General features: G+C 66.9%; 17 protein-coding genes. 7 read left to right on the forward strand and 10 right to left on the reverse strand.

What is annotated here, in order from left to right; genetic code table 11:
* Nucleotides 1-189 precede the first annotated feature (189 nt).
* The 5 genes from ACYVG2_RS14485 to ACYVG2_RS14505 are packed head-to-tail and all read left to right on the forward strand — an operon-like array spanning nt 190 to nt 3,896.
* The gene (locus ACYVG2_RS14485; RefSeq protein WP_460781646.1) at nt 190-765 is read left to right on the forward strand and encodes a hypothetical protein; all 576 of its coding nucleotides are present in this window, start codon (nt 190-192) and stop codon (nt 763-765) included.
* A complete protein-coding gene (locus ACYVG2_RS14490) occupies nt 762-2,579 on the forward strand; it encodes a type IV secretory system conjugative DNA transfer family protein (protein WP_460781647.1) in 1,818 nt (605 codons plus the stop codon). The genes ACYVG2_RS14485 and ACYVG2_RS14490 overlap by 4 nt, the downstream gene beginning before the upstream one ends.
* 46 nt (nt 2,580-2,625) lie before the next feature.
* Nucleotides 2,626-3,090: a single-stranded DNA-binding protein gene (locus ACYVG2_RS14495; protein ID WP_460781648.1), complete on the forward strand. Its 465-nt coding sequence runs from the start codon at nt 2,626-2,628 to the stop codon at nt 3,088-3,090.
* 9 nt (nt 3,091-3,099) lie between these two features.
* Nucleotides 3,100-3,699 (forward strand): hypothetical protein, encoded by a 600-nt coding sequence (locus tag ACYVG2_RS14500; protein ID WP_460781649.1) that lies wholly within the window; start codon nt 3,100-3,102, stop codon nt 3,697-3,699.
* Nucleotides 3,696-3,896, forward strand: coding sequence for a hypothetical protein (locus ACYVG2_RS14505; protein WP_460781650.1), 201 nt, complete (start codon nt 3,696-3,698; stop codon nt 3,894-3,896). Before ACYVG2_RS14500 ends, ACYVG2_RS14505 begins: the two co-directional genes overlap by 4 nt.
* On the opposite strand, the gene ACYVG2_RS14510 is transcribed toward ACYVG2_RS14505, so the two are convergent.
* The 8 genes from ACYVG2_RS14510 to ACYVG2_RS14545 all read right to left on the reverse strand — a co-directional run bounded on the left by ACYVG2_RS14510 (nt 3,880) and on the right by ACYVG2_RS14545 (nt 9,824).
* Nucleotides 3,880-5,523, reverse strand: a complete 1,644-nt coding sequence (locus ACYVG2_RS14510) for a recombinase family protein (RefSeq protein ID WP_460781651.1) — start codon at nt 5,521-5,523, stop codon at nt 3,880-3,882. The genes ACYVG2_RS14505 and ACYVG2_RS14510 overlap by 17 nt on opposite strands.
* Before the next feature lie 15 nt (nt 5,524-5,538).
* Nucleotides 5,539-6,486, reverse strand: coding sequence for a YifB family Mg chelatase-like AAA ATPase (locus tag ACYVG2_RS14515; RefSeq protein ID WP_460781653.1), 948 nt, complete (start codon nt 6,484-6,486; stop codon nt 5,539-5,541).
* The gene (locus ACYVG2_RS14520) at nt 6,483-6,845 is read right to left on the reverse strand and encodes a YraN family protein (RefSeq protein ID WP_460781654.1); all 363 of its coding nucleotides are present in this window, start codon (nt 6,843-6,845) and stop codon (nt 6,483-6,485) included. Before ACYVG2_RS14520 ends, ACYVG2_RS14515 begins: the two co-directional genes overlap by 4 nt.
* A 93-nt stretch (nt 6,846-6,938) precedes the next feature.
* Nucleotides 6,939-7,265, reverse strand: coding sequence for a DUF2469 family protein (locus ACYVG2_RS14525; RefSeq protein WP_033107234.1), 327 nt, complete (start codon nt 7,263-7,265; stop codon nt 6,939-6,941).
* 20 nt (nt 7,266-7,285) lie between these two features.
* A complete protein-coding gene (locus ACYVG2_RS14530; RefSeq protein ID WP_460781655.1) occupies nt 7,286-7,945 on the reverse strand; it encodes a ribonuclease HII in 660 nt (219 codons plus the stop codon).
* Entirely contained in the window at nt 7,942-8,673 is a 732-nt protein-coding gene (gene lepB / locus ACYVG2_RS14535) for a signal peptidase I (RefSeq protein ID WP_460781656.1), read from the reverse strand. The genes ACYVG2_RS14530 and lepB overlap by 4 nt, the downstream gene beginning before the upstream one ends.
* A 124-nt stretch (nt 8,674-8,797) precedes the next feature.
* The gene (rplS, locus tag ACYVG2_RS14540; protein WP_307364253.1) at nt 8,798-9,142 is read right to left on the reverse strand and encodes a 50S ribosomal protein L19; all 345 of its coding nucleotides are present in this window, start codon (nt 9,140-9,142) and stop codon (nt 8,798-8,800) included.
* Between the two features lie 166 nt (nt 9,143-9,308).
* The gene (locus ACYVG2_RS14545) at nt 9,309-9,824 is read right to left on the reverse strand and encodes an MFS transporter permease (protein ID WP_460781657.1); all 516 of its coding nucleotides are present in this window, start codon (nt 9,822-9,824) and stop codon (nt 9,309-9,311) included.
* A gap of 116 nt (nt 9,825-9,940) precedes the next feature.
* Here ACYVG2_RS14545 and map point away from each other — a divergent pair, with 116 nt between their 5' ends.
* On the forward strand, nt 9,941-10,723 hold the full coding sequence (map, locus tag ACYVG2_RS14550) for a type I methionyl aminopeptidase (RefSeq protein ID WP_460781658.1): 783 nt from the start codon (nt 9,941-9,943) through the stop codon (nt 10,721-10,723).
* A 39-nt stretch (nt 10,724-10,762) separates the two neighbouring features.
* Nucleotides 10,763-11,359 (forward strand): histidine phosphatase family protein, encoded by a 597-nt coding sequence (locus tag ACYVG2_RS14555; protein WP_460781659.1) that lies wholly within the window; start codon nt 10,763-10,765, stop codon nt 11,357-11,359.
* Nucleotides 11,360-11,405: 46 nt separating this feature from the next.
* Here ACYVG2_RS14555 and ACYVG2_RS14560 read toward each other — a convergent pair whose 3' ends face one another.
* Both ACYVG2_RS14560 and ACYVG2_RS14565 read right to left on the reverse strand, forming a co-directional pair.
* Nucleotides 11,406-12,143, reverse strand: a complete 738-nt coding sequence (locus ACYVG2_RS14560) for a class I SAM-dependent methyltransferase (RefSeq protein WP_460781660.1) — start codon at nt 12,141-12,143, stop codon at nt 11,406-11,408.
* Between the two features lie 30 nt (nt 12,144-12,173).
* Nucleotides 12,174-13,772 (reverse strand): ABC-F family ATP-binding cassette domain-containing protein, encoded by a 1,599-nt coding sequence (locus ACYVG2_RS14565; protein ID WP_460781661.1) that lies wholly within the window; start codon nt 13,770-13,772, stop codon nt 12,174-12,176.
* Nucleotides 13,773-13,796 lie beyond the last annotated feature (24 nt).

Raw genomic sequence — 13,796 nt, forward strand, 5'->3', positions numbered from 1 at the left:
CCAGTTCGAGGAAGCAAAGGAGGACTAACCGGAAGCTGCTGACCGGTCGGCACCCCCATACATGGCGGCTCAGCACGGGAGGGCACGAACCACACCCCTGGTTCGTGCCCTCCCACCTTTGCGTCCCCAGGGCCGTGCGGGTGCACCTGCAAGGCGACCCCCTGCACGACCTGGAGAGGACCCGCCCCTGTGACGCCGAAGCCCCGCTACCGCCGCACCAACCCCGACACCCCGCCATCGCCGAAGCCCGACCCCGGCGGGCCGATCACGGTACCGGCGGTCGAGTTCAGCATCGACGGCGATGGTGCGATGACGGTCACCGTGGACGGGGTGCTGTACATGCCGGAGCCGTTCGCGCCGGGCTGGCGACGCGAATCGTTCCCCGCGATCCTCGACGCCCTCACCGCCCAGTACCGGTCGCCGCTGCGAGTGCAGGTGCAGGAGGCGGACGGGTCGACGTTCACCGACATCATCACCCCGCCCCGCGAACGTCCCACACCGAAGCCATGGGAGATGCCCGCCCCGGACGACGCCGTGCCGGCGCCAGTGCGCGCAGCACCGGCGGTGCTGCATCAGGTGGCAGGGGCAGGGTTCGTGCCGGGTGAGGATGTCGCGGTCGCGATCATCCACGCCCACACCGACGCCACCGGTGATGGCACAGCCCGCACCCTCCTCACCGCCGAACAGGCCGCGGCTGCGGTGACGGGTGAAGTGATCCTCCTCGGCCGCGTCTCCGGCACCCTCACCGTCAGCAGGGTCCCGTGAGCACCCCCAGGCAGGGCGGGGCGCTCGGGGATGAGCTGGCGAACCTCGGCGTCATCGCCCTCATCGCCGCCGCCGTCCTCGCCGTCATCCTCCGCGCCGCCGGCACGATCGCCGCCTGGGCCACCGGGACCACGCAACCGACCGGCGGGATCGAGGCCGGTCTTCGCGTGCTTCTGCACCCCACGGACCCGGGGAGCGCGCTCGATGCCGACGGGCTGAACCCTGTCGTGTACTGGGTCGTCGCCGGCCTGCTGACCCTCACGGTCGGGGGTGCGGGGTGGTGGGTGTGGCGGGCTTTCCGGGAACACTCGCGGCGAACGAAGATCGACCCGTACCGGATCGTCGGAATCGCCACTCGCACCGACGTCACCACCGCCGCGTCCGAGAGGGCGCTGCTGCGGCGGGCGGGGCAGCTCCGTCCATCGCTGGCGAAGCCGACGTCAGCGGATGTCGGCTACCTCCTGGGCGCATCACGCGGCATGAGCGTGTGGGCGAGTGTGGAGGACTCGATCCTGCTGCTCGGACCGCCCCGCTCCGGCAAAGGCCTGCATGTCGTCATCAACGCGATCCTCGACGCCCCCGGCGCCGTCGTCACCACCTCCACCCGACCCGACAACCTCACCGCCACCCTGAAAGCGCGCAGCGCCGAGGGACGGCCGGTCGCCGTGTTCGACCCTCAGCACCTGGCCGAAGGGGTGCCGGCGGGGCTCAGGTGGTCGCCGATCCGGGGATGCGAGGACCCGTTGACGGCGATGATCCGCGCCACCGGACTCGCCGCCGGCACCGGCCTGTCCGCCGGTGGTGTCGAGGGCGGGGATTTCTGGGAAGGGAAAACCAGCACGGCGCTCCAAGCCCTCCTCCACGCCGCCGCCCTCGACCAGCGCACCCCAGCCGAGCTGTTCCGGTGGACCCTCGACCCTGCCGCCGCCTCCGATGCCGTCGCTATCCTCACCGCCAACCCCAACGCGGCAACCGGGTGGGCGGACTCCTTGCAAGCGATGATCGACGCCGACCCCCGCACAAGAGATTCGATCTGGCAAGGCGTGTCCCTCTCACTCGCCGCACTCGCCGACCCCCGCGTGCTCGACGCGGTGAGCCCCGGCCCGGAGGAGCGGTTCGACCCGGAGGAGTTTCTGCGCAAACGCGGCACCGTGTACCTACTCGCCACGGGTGCGGGGGCGAACAACAGCGCCGCACTGGTGTCGGCGTTCGTTGAAGACCTCGTCGAAGCCGCCCGACGCCTCGCCGCCCGATCCCCCGCCGCACGCCTCGACCCACCCCTGCTCCTCGCACTCGATGAGATCGGAAACCTCGCCCCGCTCCCATCCCTCCCCACGCTGATGGCCGAGGGCGGCGGCACCGGGATCACGACGATGCCGGTGCTGCAGTCTCTCGCACAAGCACGGGAGAAGTGGTCGGACAACGCGGCCGGCGCGATCTGGGACGCCAGCATCGTGAAGATCATCCTCGGCGGCGCATCCAACAGTCGCGACCTTCAAGACCTCACCACCCTCATCGGAGAACGCGACGAGATCACCGACTCCACCACGATCGGCGACCACGGCTCCCGCACCGCACAACGGTCCATCCGTCGGGTGTCGATCATGCCGCCCGACGTGATCCGCACCCTCCCCTTCGGCACCGGCCTCATCCTCCTCCGCGCCGCACCCCCGATCGTCGCGAGACTCCGACCCTGGACCCGCCGCAAAGACGCGAGCGAGCTGCAGGCGCAACGCCGCGGCGTGGAGGAACTGCTGCAAACCGGCACCCCGGTATCTCCGGGTGGGCAGGGGTCGGCTGGCGCACCTGAGTGACAGAGCACCCCGAACGGCGGGGTGCCGTCATCACGAGGAGTGTCCCATGGCCATCCACACCCAAGAGTCCCTGTCCGGGTTCATCGCCTCCGAACCCCATCTGTCGTTCACCGAGAAAGGCGACGCGCGCCTGTTCGTGAAGATCGGGCAGGAACACTACCGCCGCGCAGACGACGGATCGTTCACCCAGACCGAGACGACCTTCCACGACCTCGTCGCGTTCCGCAAAACCGCCGAAGGCATCCACCAGCGATTCGCGAAAGGCGACAAGTTCGTTGCCGAGGGCTACACCCACACTTACGACCACACCGACGACAACGGCCAGACGATCAAGGCCGAGGAGTTCGTCGCGAAGAAGATCGGCCACGACCTCGCCCGGACTCGCTACGCCGTCGACCGACCCAGAAGAGCCCAGGAACCCGACTCGCTGGATACCGGGCTCGAGGACGCCACGCTGTCGCACGACACACCGCGCCGCACGTCTGCGGGTGTCGGGTCGGTCGGGAGGTGAGTGCGGATCATGGTCGATGAACTACCCGACACAACTGGCCTCGATCCGAGTGAGGTGGCGGAGGACGAGTTCGATGAGAGCTACGACCCGGACTCCGAGACCTCCGGCGCTGACGATGAGGGACTGGCCGGGCCTCCGGGGCCGGTGAACTGGAACTTCCTCACTGCTGAGGCCGCAGAAGAGGAGTGGCTCGCACTCAACGAATGGGTGCACTGGCTACGCCACACCTACGGGCTGCCCGTCGCCGTCGTCCCACCGTTCTGGCACCGCCACCCCGAGCTCGTATGGGAGCTCTCCGCGCTCCACATCCACTGGCTGTGCGCGATCCACCCCGAAGCCAAGGGCAGCGCCATGCTCGTCTGGCACCGCGACTTCGCCGAAGCTCGCGAACGCCTCCGCGACTGGACCGCCGCCTGCGGCACACGCCTGAACACCGACCGTCCCACCCGCCGCATCATCTGGCCCGGCGAAGAACCCGTCGAACCAGTTGAGGACATCATCATTCCGAACAGGGAAGAAGACTTCGTGGAGTACATGCACTCCGATGTGCGAGTCCGGCGCGCCGAGGAGGACGCGTTCTACAGCGGCCTGGTGGGTGAAGTGGGATGAGCGAGTCGGTTCCATGCCCCTCACCGACGAAGCTCGCCGGACTCGTCGACCCCGGCGACTACGCCGAGTTCGATGCGGGATGGCATGACGGTGTCGCCCGTCGCATCGCGAACCCCGTACCGATCGGAGTAATCGAAGATCTCGCTCTACTCCTTGACTCGGCTGACCTGGTCTCGAGGATCAACCCACCGGAGTGATCTTGATCCTCTCCTCGATAGGTCCGCGTCCCGGCAGGGCGTCGATCTGGTGGATCATCCGGCGTAGATAGTTTCGCTTTTCCTTGATCCCCTTGCTCTCCCACGAACGAATCACGTCCGGGCCGTCAACGATCATCAGCTCGTCCAGTTCCACCGCGTCCACCCGGCGTTGGAGAGCATCGATGCGGTTCTGGGCGTCCTCGATGAGCCCGAGGAGCACGGTCACCATCGCCCCCTTGTAAGCCGCGGTTCCCTGCTTGAGCAGAAGAGCGTCCTTCTCCGCGGTGGCTTCATCGAGCTGAGTAAGGAGAGTGTTCACCTCATCGTCTGCCCGCGCCAGCCTCCGCCTGGCGCGGGCCTTCGCCAACGCGTCGTCGGTGATCTGGGAGAAGAACCAGCCCAACACGTAAGCCTCAGCCTTGCGCGCACCGATGGTGCAGCTGCCCGGGCAGTTCCCCGCACCACGATGCCGGTTCGTCATGCAGCGGTACACATACTCAGTCTCGGACTCACCACCAGCGCGCTTCCGCGTCTTCTGAAGGCCGTAAAGACGTCCACCGCACCGGCAGAACAGGAGTCCCGTCAAAAGCCACTCATGGGAGCCCCACGGCTTCCGCGCCTTGGAAGTCTTGGCCTGCTCCAACAAGCGCCGCACGCGCAACCAGGTTGCGCGATCACACACCGGCTCCTGTGAGACCACCGGTTGACTATTTGCGTCCAAAGCGATGTAGTCAAGAAGATCAAGCTTCACACCTCGCTGATGCTCAGGCACCTGTCGCATCCGGTATCCGATCATTCGTGGCGAGACCAACGACCGGTAGATCGTCGCCTCGTATACGAATGCGCCGGAAGCCGTCGTGATCCCGTACTGCTCCTTCCAGTAGCGACCGATCTGGGACAAGCTCTTCCCGGCCAGAACCATATCCACTGCATCCTTCAATGCCTGATGCTCTACCGGATGAGGAACCAGCCGAATCCCCGTGCGACCCAGCTCATCCGTGACGCGTGGTCCGGACATCCAGCCAAAGGGTGGTGTTCCACCGTGATGGAAGCCAGCCTCGGCAAGGTGTCGCTTCGAAGCAAGCTGCCGCTCGCTCATCGAATCTGTCTCAACTTCCGCCAGCAGCGCTTTGATCCCGGTCACCAGTTTCGCTCCGGCCGTCGCAGTATTCAGTTCATCGGTCGAGTCCTGATGGGATCGCAACTGAACACTCGCGCGCTGGCAATCACCGATCCACTCGATGCACTTCGCGGCGATTCGATTCGTCCGGTCAAGCTTCCAGAAGGCGACCGCCTTCACCTTCTCAGCCTTGATGTCCAGATTTAGCTGACGCCAGCCCTTCCGCGTCTTTTGTGCCGACGAGCTTGCGGAGTCATTGTCGATATACTCCCCCATCACAGTCCAGCCACCTTCAAGAGCCAACATCCGCGTCAGATCGATCCTCTGCCGCTCGATGGCATCCGCTTTGTCCTTGTGATATTTCGACAACCGCAGATACAGATAGATCGGTTTTGTCCCCGCGACCGGGACCTCAGGACCAGTGTGATTGAACGCTGCGTAGACCACCGCGCGAGTTGCGCGGCCCGGACGCGCATGCGTGCCAGGACGACGTTCCAGAGTCTCCATGTGCCTCCTCCTTGATCAGGAGGTGCACTTTCCATTACCCAACTCGTCGAGGAACAGCACGCCTCGATGCGCGCGAACGATCGCACCCGGCCGGACGGCTCTCGATCCGCCGCCGACGAGTGCCGCCACAGAGGTGCTGTGATGCGGTGCTTCCAGAGGCGGCAGGTCGTCGAGGACGTCGACGAAGCCGCCGGAGAGCGATCTGATGGAGGCGACCTCGAGGGCGGCTTCCTCGCTCAGCGGAGGCAGTATGCCGGGCAGCCGACGCGCCAGCATCGTCTTCCCGGCTCCTGGCGGGCCGCTCATCAGCAGGTGATGCCCGCCGGCCGCGGCCACGATCAGGGCCTCGACGGCCTCCTCCTGCCCGACGACATCGGCGAGATCGAGCGTCTCGGGCTCGGGTCGCGGCGCGACGGCCGCTGCCACGGGCTCCACGTCTGCCGGCGCGATGTCGGCGCCGTGCCACATCGCCACTTCGGCGAGCGTCGTCGCCGCGCGCACCTGCATCCCAGGGACCAGCTTCGCCTCGGCTTCGTTGGCGTGAGGCACGATGACCCGTTCGAAACCCGCGCGTGCGGCCGCGAACACCGCGGGAAGCACCCCCGGAACGGGGCGCACCCGGCCGTCCAGTCCCAGCTCTCCGATGTGCACGGTGCGCGCGATCGACGCGGCGTCGAGCACTCCGCCCGTGGCCACGGCCGACACGGCGATGCCGAGATCGAACCCGCTGCCGTGCTTGGGCAGGCTCGCCGGCGAAAGGTTCACCGTCAGCCGGCGGCGGGTGAGCTGCAGCTGTGCATTGGTCACGGCGTTGTGCACGCGCTGCGCGGCTTCGCCGAGCGCCTTGTCCGGCAGTCCCACAATCTTGAACCCCGGCGTCTGATTCGACACGTCCGCCTCGATCTCGACGAGATGGCCGTCCACACCGGTGAGCGCCACTGCCCAGGTGCGCGCCGTCTTCATCGCAGATCCACGAGATGCTCGAGCACACCGGTCGCCGGGTCCGCTCCTATGATCCCGATGATCTCGAGGCGCAGCATCCGATGCCCGGCGAGCCCGGGGTGCTCGGCCGCCCACGCGTACCCGAGGCGCCACAGTCGTTGCCGTTTGCGCTCGTCGATCGCGTCGAACGGATGGCCGTAACCGGTGCTGCGCCTCGTCTTGACCTCGACGATACCCAGCACGTCGTCGTGCTCGGCGACGATGTCGAGCTCGCCCTGCGCGCACCGCCAGTTGCGGTCGAGGATCCGATACCCGCGGGCCGTCAGGTGCTGTGCCGCGCGGTCTTCACCTGCGCGGCCGAGGTCGTCTTTCGCTGCCATGGAGACAGCATGCGCGCAATCTCCGGATCGTCGCCCGCGTGATTCACACGAGCTGTGGATTCCGCACGGAAAAGAAACACCGTGCCGGAAGAGTCACTTGCCGTCGAGCGACAGCTCCTCGGGGAGCTCGAACTCCCGTCGCTGCAGCTCTTCGACGTTGACGTCCTTGAACGTCAGCACCCTGACCGCCTTCACGAACCGGTCGGCACGGTAGATGTCCCAGACCCACACGTCGGTCATCGAGATCTCGAAGTAGAAGTCGTGCTCCGTGTCCCGGCGGACGACATTCACCTCGTTCGCGAGGTAGAACCGGCGCTCGGTCTCGACGACGTACTGGAACTGCCCCACGACGTCGCGATACTCGCGGAACAGTGCGAGTTCGAGTTCGCGGTCGTAATCGTCGAATGCCTCTTCGTCCATGATGAGTCCATCCTATGAGTTCAGAAGAGCGTGGGGGCATCGGCGATCGCCCACGACGCCCGATGGAAGGGCGAGAGGCCGCCGTCCCTGATCGCGGCGCGGTGCTCGAGGCTTGCGTAACCCTTGTTGCGATCCCACTGATATGAGGGGTGATCGACGTGCAGTTCGGTCATGTGCGAATCCCGCGCGACCTTGGCGATCACGGATGCCGCGGACACCGAGGCGCAGTCGCGGTCGCCCTTGATCACCGAGCGCACCTCCAGCGGAGCCGGGTGCACACGGGACACGTAGTCGTGGTTGCCGTCGAGGATCACCAGCGCGCCGTCGAGCGACGCACCGAGGGCGACGACCGCGTCGATCGCTCGGGATGCCGCGAGTCCCAGCGCATGCATGATGCCCGCATCATCGATCTCGGCCGCCGTGGCCCAGCCGACACCGGAGGCCTGCACCCACGACGCAGCCCTGGCCGCCACGTCGGGCCGGCGTCTCTCGGTGACGAGTTTCGAGTCGCGGAGCCCTTCGGGGACGCGGCGCCTGCAGCCCGCGGCATCCATCACCGACGCGCCGACGGCGACAGGTCCGGCCAGCGCACCCCGACCGACCTCGTCGAGCGCGATGATCAGGTCGAACTCGGCGAGCAGCTTGCGCTCGAGGCGCAGCGTGGGCGCGACGACGGTCATCCCTGCGGTTCCGGTACGCCGTTGAAGATGTCGTGATGGCCGTCGACCGTGCCGATCCGGTCGAGCGGCCAGGTGGTCAGGAAGGTCTTGCCCACGACGTTGTCCAGCGGCACGAAGCCACCACTGGGGAGGTCCTGATGAGCGCGTGCATCCTGCGATCGGTCGCGGTTGTCGCCCATCAGCCAGAGCGAATCCGCCGGAACAGTGACGTCGAAGGGCTCATTCGATGCCGCGGTGTCGCCCTCGGGCAGGTTCAGATAGGACAGCTCGTCGATCGGGGCGCCGTTGATCTCGATCTGGCCGAGGGAGTTGCAGCAGACCACGTGATCGCCCGGCAGCCCGATCAGGCGCTTCACGAGATGGTCCTCGCTGTCGGAGGCGGAGAGGCCGATCAGCGTGAGCAGGGAGTCGACGGCTTCGACGAGCGGCGGGCCTGCCGGCTCCTGCGCGTGCGCGGGGAGCCACCCGCCCGGGTCCTGGAACACCACGACATCGCCGCGTTCGTAGCCCGTCCACCTCGGCGTCAGCTCGTCGACGAGGATCCGGTCGTTGACGAGAAGCGTGCGCTCCATCGAGGCGGACGGGATGTAGAACGAGCGCACCACGAAGGTCTTCACGAGGAAGGACACCAGCGCGGCGATGACGATGATCACCAGCACGTCTCGAAGGAAGATCAGGAATCCGCGTCGCCTCCTGGGGCGCACGTCGGGGGCGGATTCAGTCGTCATCGCATTCCTTCAGGGGTTCTTCGCACCGCGCTCTGACGGCATCATCTAGGTTCGCACACTCCTGGACGAACAAAGGCACCCCGGGACGCTGTGTCCCGGGGTGCCTTTGAGAAGCGGGCGGCTGTCAGCCGCGCTTCTCCTTGATCTTGGCCTTCTTGCCACGGAGCTCGCGCAGGTAGTAGAGCTTCGCGCGACGCACATCGCCACGGGTGACGACCTCGATGTGGTCGATCACCGGGCTGTGCACGGGGAAGGTGCGCTCGACGCCCACCTGGAAGCTGATCTTGCGGACCGTGAAGGTCTCGCGCACGCCATCGCCCTGGCGGCCGATGACGATGCCCTGGAAGACCTGGACACGGGAGCGGGTGCCCTCGGTGATGTTCACGTGCACCTTGACGGTGTCACCGGGGTTGAAGACAGGAATGTCGGAACGGAGCGAAGCCGCGTCGACGGCGTCCAGGATCTGCATGATCGTCTCTCTCTGCACTCGCCTCAGGTCGGATGCATGGAATGGAAGGATTACGTGAATGTGTGCTTTACGGCGCATGATGCGACCGCGGGCTCCCCTGGGGCAGAGCCGGTGACGGCACAAAGATCTATTCTGCCATGGATCCGGCATGGCGCCAAAACACGGATCAGTGCTCTGAGGCCGGCTTCTCCCGGATGACGAAGACATCGCCCTGAGCGCTCGTCTGCCGCGGGCGCCGGGGCTCGGCTGCAGGCTGCGGCTCGGCTGTCGGCATCGTGCCGGCCGGAGTGGTGACGCTGATGCCGACCGCACCGCGCGCCTCGTCCCACAGCTGCCTCAGCACCAGCCAGAACATGGCGATCGCCACGACGATGGCTCCGGTGAGCAGAAGGGGGAACCACGCCTGCGGATAGCATCCGACCGCGATCGTCAGCGCGTGCCACACGGTGAAGCCGAGCACGTCCCACCAGGAGACCATGCGCGTCTCGCGCACGGATGCACGCGCGCGCACCAGCAGTGTGAGCGTGAGCTGACCGATGAAGACGGACGGGATCGCGATGAAGAGAACCCAGAGGAACGCCCATCCCCCGGCGTTGAAGATGCCCCAGCCGATCAGCAGCCACAGCGGCAGCACGAAAGCCGCCGGCATCAGCCATCGGTAGAAAGCGCGTCGCAACCACATGCTCAGATCGTACGACGCTCGCCTGCGCGCACGGCGGGTGTTCGCTGTGAGCATGGACGGGCGCGATCGGACAGGCCGCGCAGATCGGAGAGAATGGAGGGGACGAGAGGAACACCATGATCGAACTGCGCACCCCTGCCGAGATCGACGAGATGCGAGCGGCCGGACGATTCGTCGCCGAGACACTGGCGACGTTGCGCGACGAGACCAGGATCGGAACGAATCTCCTCTCGATCGATCAGCGGGCGCACGACATGATCCGCGCGCGCGGAGCGGAGTCGTGCTACATCGACTACCACCCTTCGTTCGGCGCCAGCCCCTTCGGCAAGGTCATCTGCACCTCGATCAACGATGCGGTGCTGCACGGACTCCCCCATGACTACACTCTGCGCGACGGCGACCTGGTGACCTTGGACTTCGCCGTCTCGGTCGACGGCTGGGTCGCCGACTCCGCCGTGTCGTTCGTGGTGGGCACGCCTCGGGATGAGGATCTCCGTCTCATCGACACCACGCAGCGCGCGCTGGATGCGGCGATCGAGACCGCGACGGTCGGCCATCGCATCGGCGACATCTCGGCGGCGATCGCCGCGATCTCGCACGGCGAGGGCTATTCCATCAACACCGACTTCGGCGGGCACGGCGTCGGCCGCATCATGCACGGCGACCCGCACATCCCGAACGACGGGCGCGCGGGACGCGGGTTCCCGCTGCGCGCCGGTCTCGTGTTCGCGATCGAGCCCTGGTTGCTCGCCACCACGGACGAACTCGTCACCGACCCCGACGGCTGGACCCTGCGCAGCGTCGACGGTTCGCGCGGCGCTCACTCCGAGCACACGATCGCCGTCACAGAGGACGGTCCGATCGTGCTCACCGACCGCTCGTTCCTCGGCGTGGACTGAGGACTCCGGTTTCGGGTCCGGATATGCCAATCTGAGGGCATGATCCCGGAAGACCGTCACGTGCCGCAGCGCCTGCTGATGGTCCGCCACGGTCAGACGCGGTGGAACCTCGAGGGACGGTTGCACGGACAGCTCGATTCGGGTCTGACGGCCGAGGGGATCGCCCAGGCGTCGGCGGTCGCAGAGCGGCTCTTGCCGCTCGGAGTGCGCACGGTGTGCTCCAGTCCGCTGGGCCGAGCCCTGCGGACAGCGGTCATCATCGCCGAACGGCTCGGCGCCGATCTCATCGAGGTGCCGGAGCTCAGCGAGCTCCACATGGGGGCGATGGCCGGGATGACGCGCGCGGAGATCGAGGAGGCCTTCCCAGGAGCGAGGGCGGCCCGCGCGGAGAATCGATACGGATGGGCTTTTCCCGGCGGCGGCGAGAGCTATGCGATCGCACGGGGTCGTGCGCGCAAGGCACTGTCGACGTGCGGTTGGGAAGCCGAGGGGACCCCGGTCCTGGTCACGCACGAGATGATCGGACGGATGCTGCGCGCAGAGCTGCGTGGACTGAATGCCGCTCAGGCACTCGCGCTGCGGCATCCGCTGGGCGCGGTGTTCGACGTCACCGCCCACTCGGAACGGATGCTGTAGACGCGGCGGAGCGCAGGCGCCCTCGCGAACGGGACCTGATCCGCGGTCAGGAGGCCGTGTAGACGAACACGTCCGTCAGCATCGGGAGCTCGAACCGCGTGCGACCCGCGGTCTGGGGATCAGCATCCAGAATCGCCTCGAGTCGAGCCACCATCTGCGCGCGGGTCTCGTCGTCGGCGACCAGGAAGCTGCTCACGGTGAGCCAACGGGCGATGTAGTCGGCACGGGTGATGCTCTCCGACCATGCGATCTCAGCCCTGCGGTCGAAGGTGAAGCCGGGCAGCTCGTCCGCTGCGGAATCGGTCGTGGCGTCCTTCTCGGCCACGGCCGGATGCGCGATCCGATGGCAGGCGCGGTCCCACGCGCAGTCAGGATCGGAGTGGTTCCAGAGCAGCCCCAGAGTCCCGCCCGGCACCAGCACCCGTGCGATCTCGGCGCACGCCGGCTCCCGATCGAACCAGTGGAAGGCCTGCGCGACGGTGACGGCATCCACCGATGCGTCCGGCAGCGGAATGCTCTCCGCACCCGCCGCGATCGCTTCGACGCCGGGAAGCTTCGCCCGCAGCACGTCGAGCATCGCCTCGGACGGCTCGACGGCGATCACCCGACCGGCACGAGCGGGCAGCAGCGCGGTGAACTTGCCGGTGCCGGCCCCGAGATCGAGCACCGCGCTCACGCGGGACGGAAGGATCTCGGCCGCAGCGGCGTCCGGGAAACCCGGCCGGAACCGGTCGTACTCCTCGCCGATGTTCTCGAACGACTTCGCCAGTTGCTGCCTCGTCATACCTCGACGCTAACAGCAGCACGCAGTGGGCTACGCGAGCTCGATCAGGTCCTGGTACTCCTGGCTCCAGATGTCCTCGACACCGTCGGGCAGGATCAGCACGCGCTCGGGATTGAGCGACTGCACGGCGCCCGGATCGTGCGAGACGAGCACCACGGCGCCCTCGTAGTGCGCCAGAGCGTCGAGGATCTCCTCGCGGGAGGCCGGATCGAGGTTGTTCGTCGGCTCATCGAGCAGCAGCAGGTTCGCAGAGGACACGACGAGGGTCGCCAGGGACAGGCGCGTCTTCTCGCCGCCGGAGAGGACACCAGCGGGCTTGAGCACATCGTCGCCCGTGAAGAGGAACGAACCCAGAACACGCCGCGCCTCCATCTCGGTGATGTGCGGAGCCGCCGAGACCATGTTCTGCAGCACGGACCGTTCGACGTCGAGGTTCTCGTGCTCCTGCGCGTAGTAGCCGATCTTGACGCCGAAGCCGGGCTGCAGCTCCCCCGTGTCCGGCTGATCGACACCGGCGAGCATCCTCAGCAGGGTCGTCTTCCCCGCACCGTTGAGGCCGAGGACGACGACCTTGGATCCGCGGTCGATCGCCAGGTCGACATCCGTGAAGATCTCCAGCGAGCCGTACGACTTCGACAGCCCGGTCGCCATCATCGGGGTCTTCCCGCACGGCGCCGGCTTGGGGAAGCGCAGCTTCGCGACCCGATCGACCTCGCGCACGTCATCGAGCCCCGCGAGCAGCTTCTCCGCACGAGCCACCATCTGGTGGGCTGCTGCGGCCTTGGACGCCTTCGCGCCGAATCGCGCGGCCTGCTGCTGCAGAGTCGTCGCCTTCTTCTCGGCGTTCGCGCGCTCCTTCTTGCGACGTTCTTCGTCCGCCACCCGCTGACGCAGGTAGTTCTTCCAGTTCATGTTGTAGATGTCGATGCTCTGACGGTTCGCGTCGAGGTAGAACACCCTGTTGACCGTCTCGCCGACGAGTTCGACATCGTGGCTGATCACGATCAGCCCGCCCTTGTAGTTCTTGAGGAACTCGCGCAGCCACACGACACTGTCGGCATCGAGGTGGTTGGTGGGCTCATCGAGGATCATCGTCTGGGCATCCGAGAACAGGATGCGCGCGAGCTCGATGCGTCGGCGCTGACCGCCGGAGAGCGTCGAGAGCGGCTGGTCGAGGATCCGATCCGGCAGGGAGAGGTTGTTCGCGATGGATGCCGCCTCTGCCTCCGCCGCGTAGCCGCCGAGCCCTTCGAACTGCTCGGTGAGGTTCCCGAATCGACGCATCGCCTTGTCGGCGACCGCAGGGTCGGAGGACGCCATGTCCTCGGCCGCCTTGGTCAGGCCGAGCTGGATCGTGCCGAGGCCTCGCGCATCGAGGATGCGGGTACGTGCGAGCATCTCCGGGTCACCGGTGCGGGGATCCTGAGGAAGATAGCCGAGTTCGCCGGACTTCGTGACCTTGCCGTCGGAGGGCAGCACGTCTCCTGCAAGCACCTTCGTCAGAGTCGTCTTGCCGGCGCCGTTGCGTCCGACCAGACCGATCTTGTCGCCGTCGGAGACGCGGAACGACACGCCATCCATGAGGAGGCGGGCGCCAACGCGAATCTCGAGGTCGTGCACGGCAAGCACAGCGATGCTCCGTTTCGTCAGGGA

It is taken from the genome of Microbacterium shaanxiense, from assembly GCF_054779995.1.

Excerpts from the sequence above, each read along its gene's own strand:
- ACYVG2_RS14495 (WP_460781648.1), top strand. The coding sequence starts at position 2,626 with ATGGCCATCCACACCCAAGAGTCCCTGTCCGGGTTCATCGCCTCCGAA.
- ACYVG2_RS14500 (WP_460781649.1), top strand. The coding sequence starts at position 3,100 with ATGGTCGATGAACTACCCGACACAACTGGCCTCGATCCGAGTGAGGTG.
- ACYVG2_RS14505 (WP_460781650.1), top strand. The coding sequence starts at position 3,696 with ATGAGCGAGTCGGTTCCATGCCCCTCACCGACGAAGCTCGCCGGACTC.
- ACYVG2_RS14510 (WP_460781651.1), bottom strand. The coding sequence starts at position 5,523 with ATGGAGACTCTGGAACGTCGTCCTGGCACGCATGCGCGTCCGGGCCGC.
- ACYVG2_RS14515 (WP_460781653.1), bottom strand. The coding sequence starts at position 6,486 with ATGAAGACGGCGCGCACCTGGGCAGTGGCGCTCACCGGTGTGGACGGC.
- ACYVG2_RS14520 (WP_460781654.1), bottom strand. The coding sequence starts at position 6,845 with ATGGCAGCGAAAGACGACCTCGGCCGCGCAGGTGAAGACCGCGCGGCA.
- ACYVG2_RS14525 (WP_033107234.1), bottom strand. The coding sequence starts at position 7,265 with ATGGACGAAGAGGCATTCGACGATTACGACCGCGAACTCGAACTCGCA.
- ACYVG2_RS14530 (WP_460781655.1), bottom strand. The coding sequence starts at position 7,945 with ATGACCGTCGTCGCGCCCACGCTGCGCCTCGAGCGCAAGCTGCTCGCC.
- lepB (WP_460781656.1), bottom strand. The coding sequence starts at position 8,673 with ATGACGACTGAATCCGCCCCCGACGTGCGCCCCAGGAGGCGACGCGGA.
- rplS (WP_307364253.1), bottom strand. The coding sequence starts at position 9,142 with ATGCAGATCCTGGACGCCGTCGACGCGGCTTCGCTCCGTTCCGACATT.
- ACYVG2_RS14545 (WP_460781657.1), bottom strand. The coding sequence starts at position 9,824 with ATGTGGTTGCGACGCGCTTTCTACCGATGGCTGATGCCGGCGGCTTTC.
- map (WP_460781658.1), top strand. The coding sequence starts at position 9,941 with ATGATCGAACTGCGCACCCCTGCCGAGATCGACGAGATGCGAGCGGCC.
- ACYVG2_RS14555 (WP_460781659.1), top strand. The coding sequence starts at position 10,763 with ATGATCCCGGAAGACCGTCACGTGCCGCAGCGCCTGCTGATGGTCCGC.
- ACYVG2_RS14560 (WP_460781660.1), bottom strand. The coding sequence starts at position 12,143 with ATGACGAGGCAGCAACTGGCGAAGTCGTTCGAGAACATCGGCGAGGAG.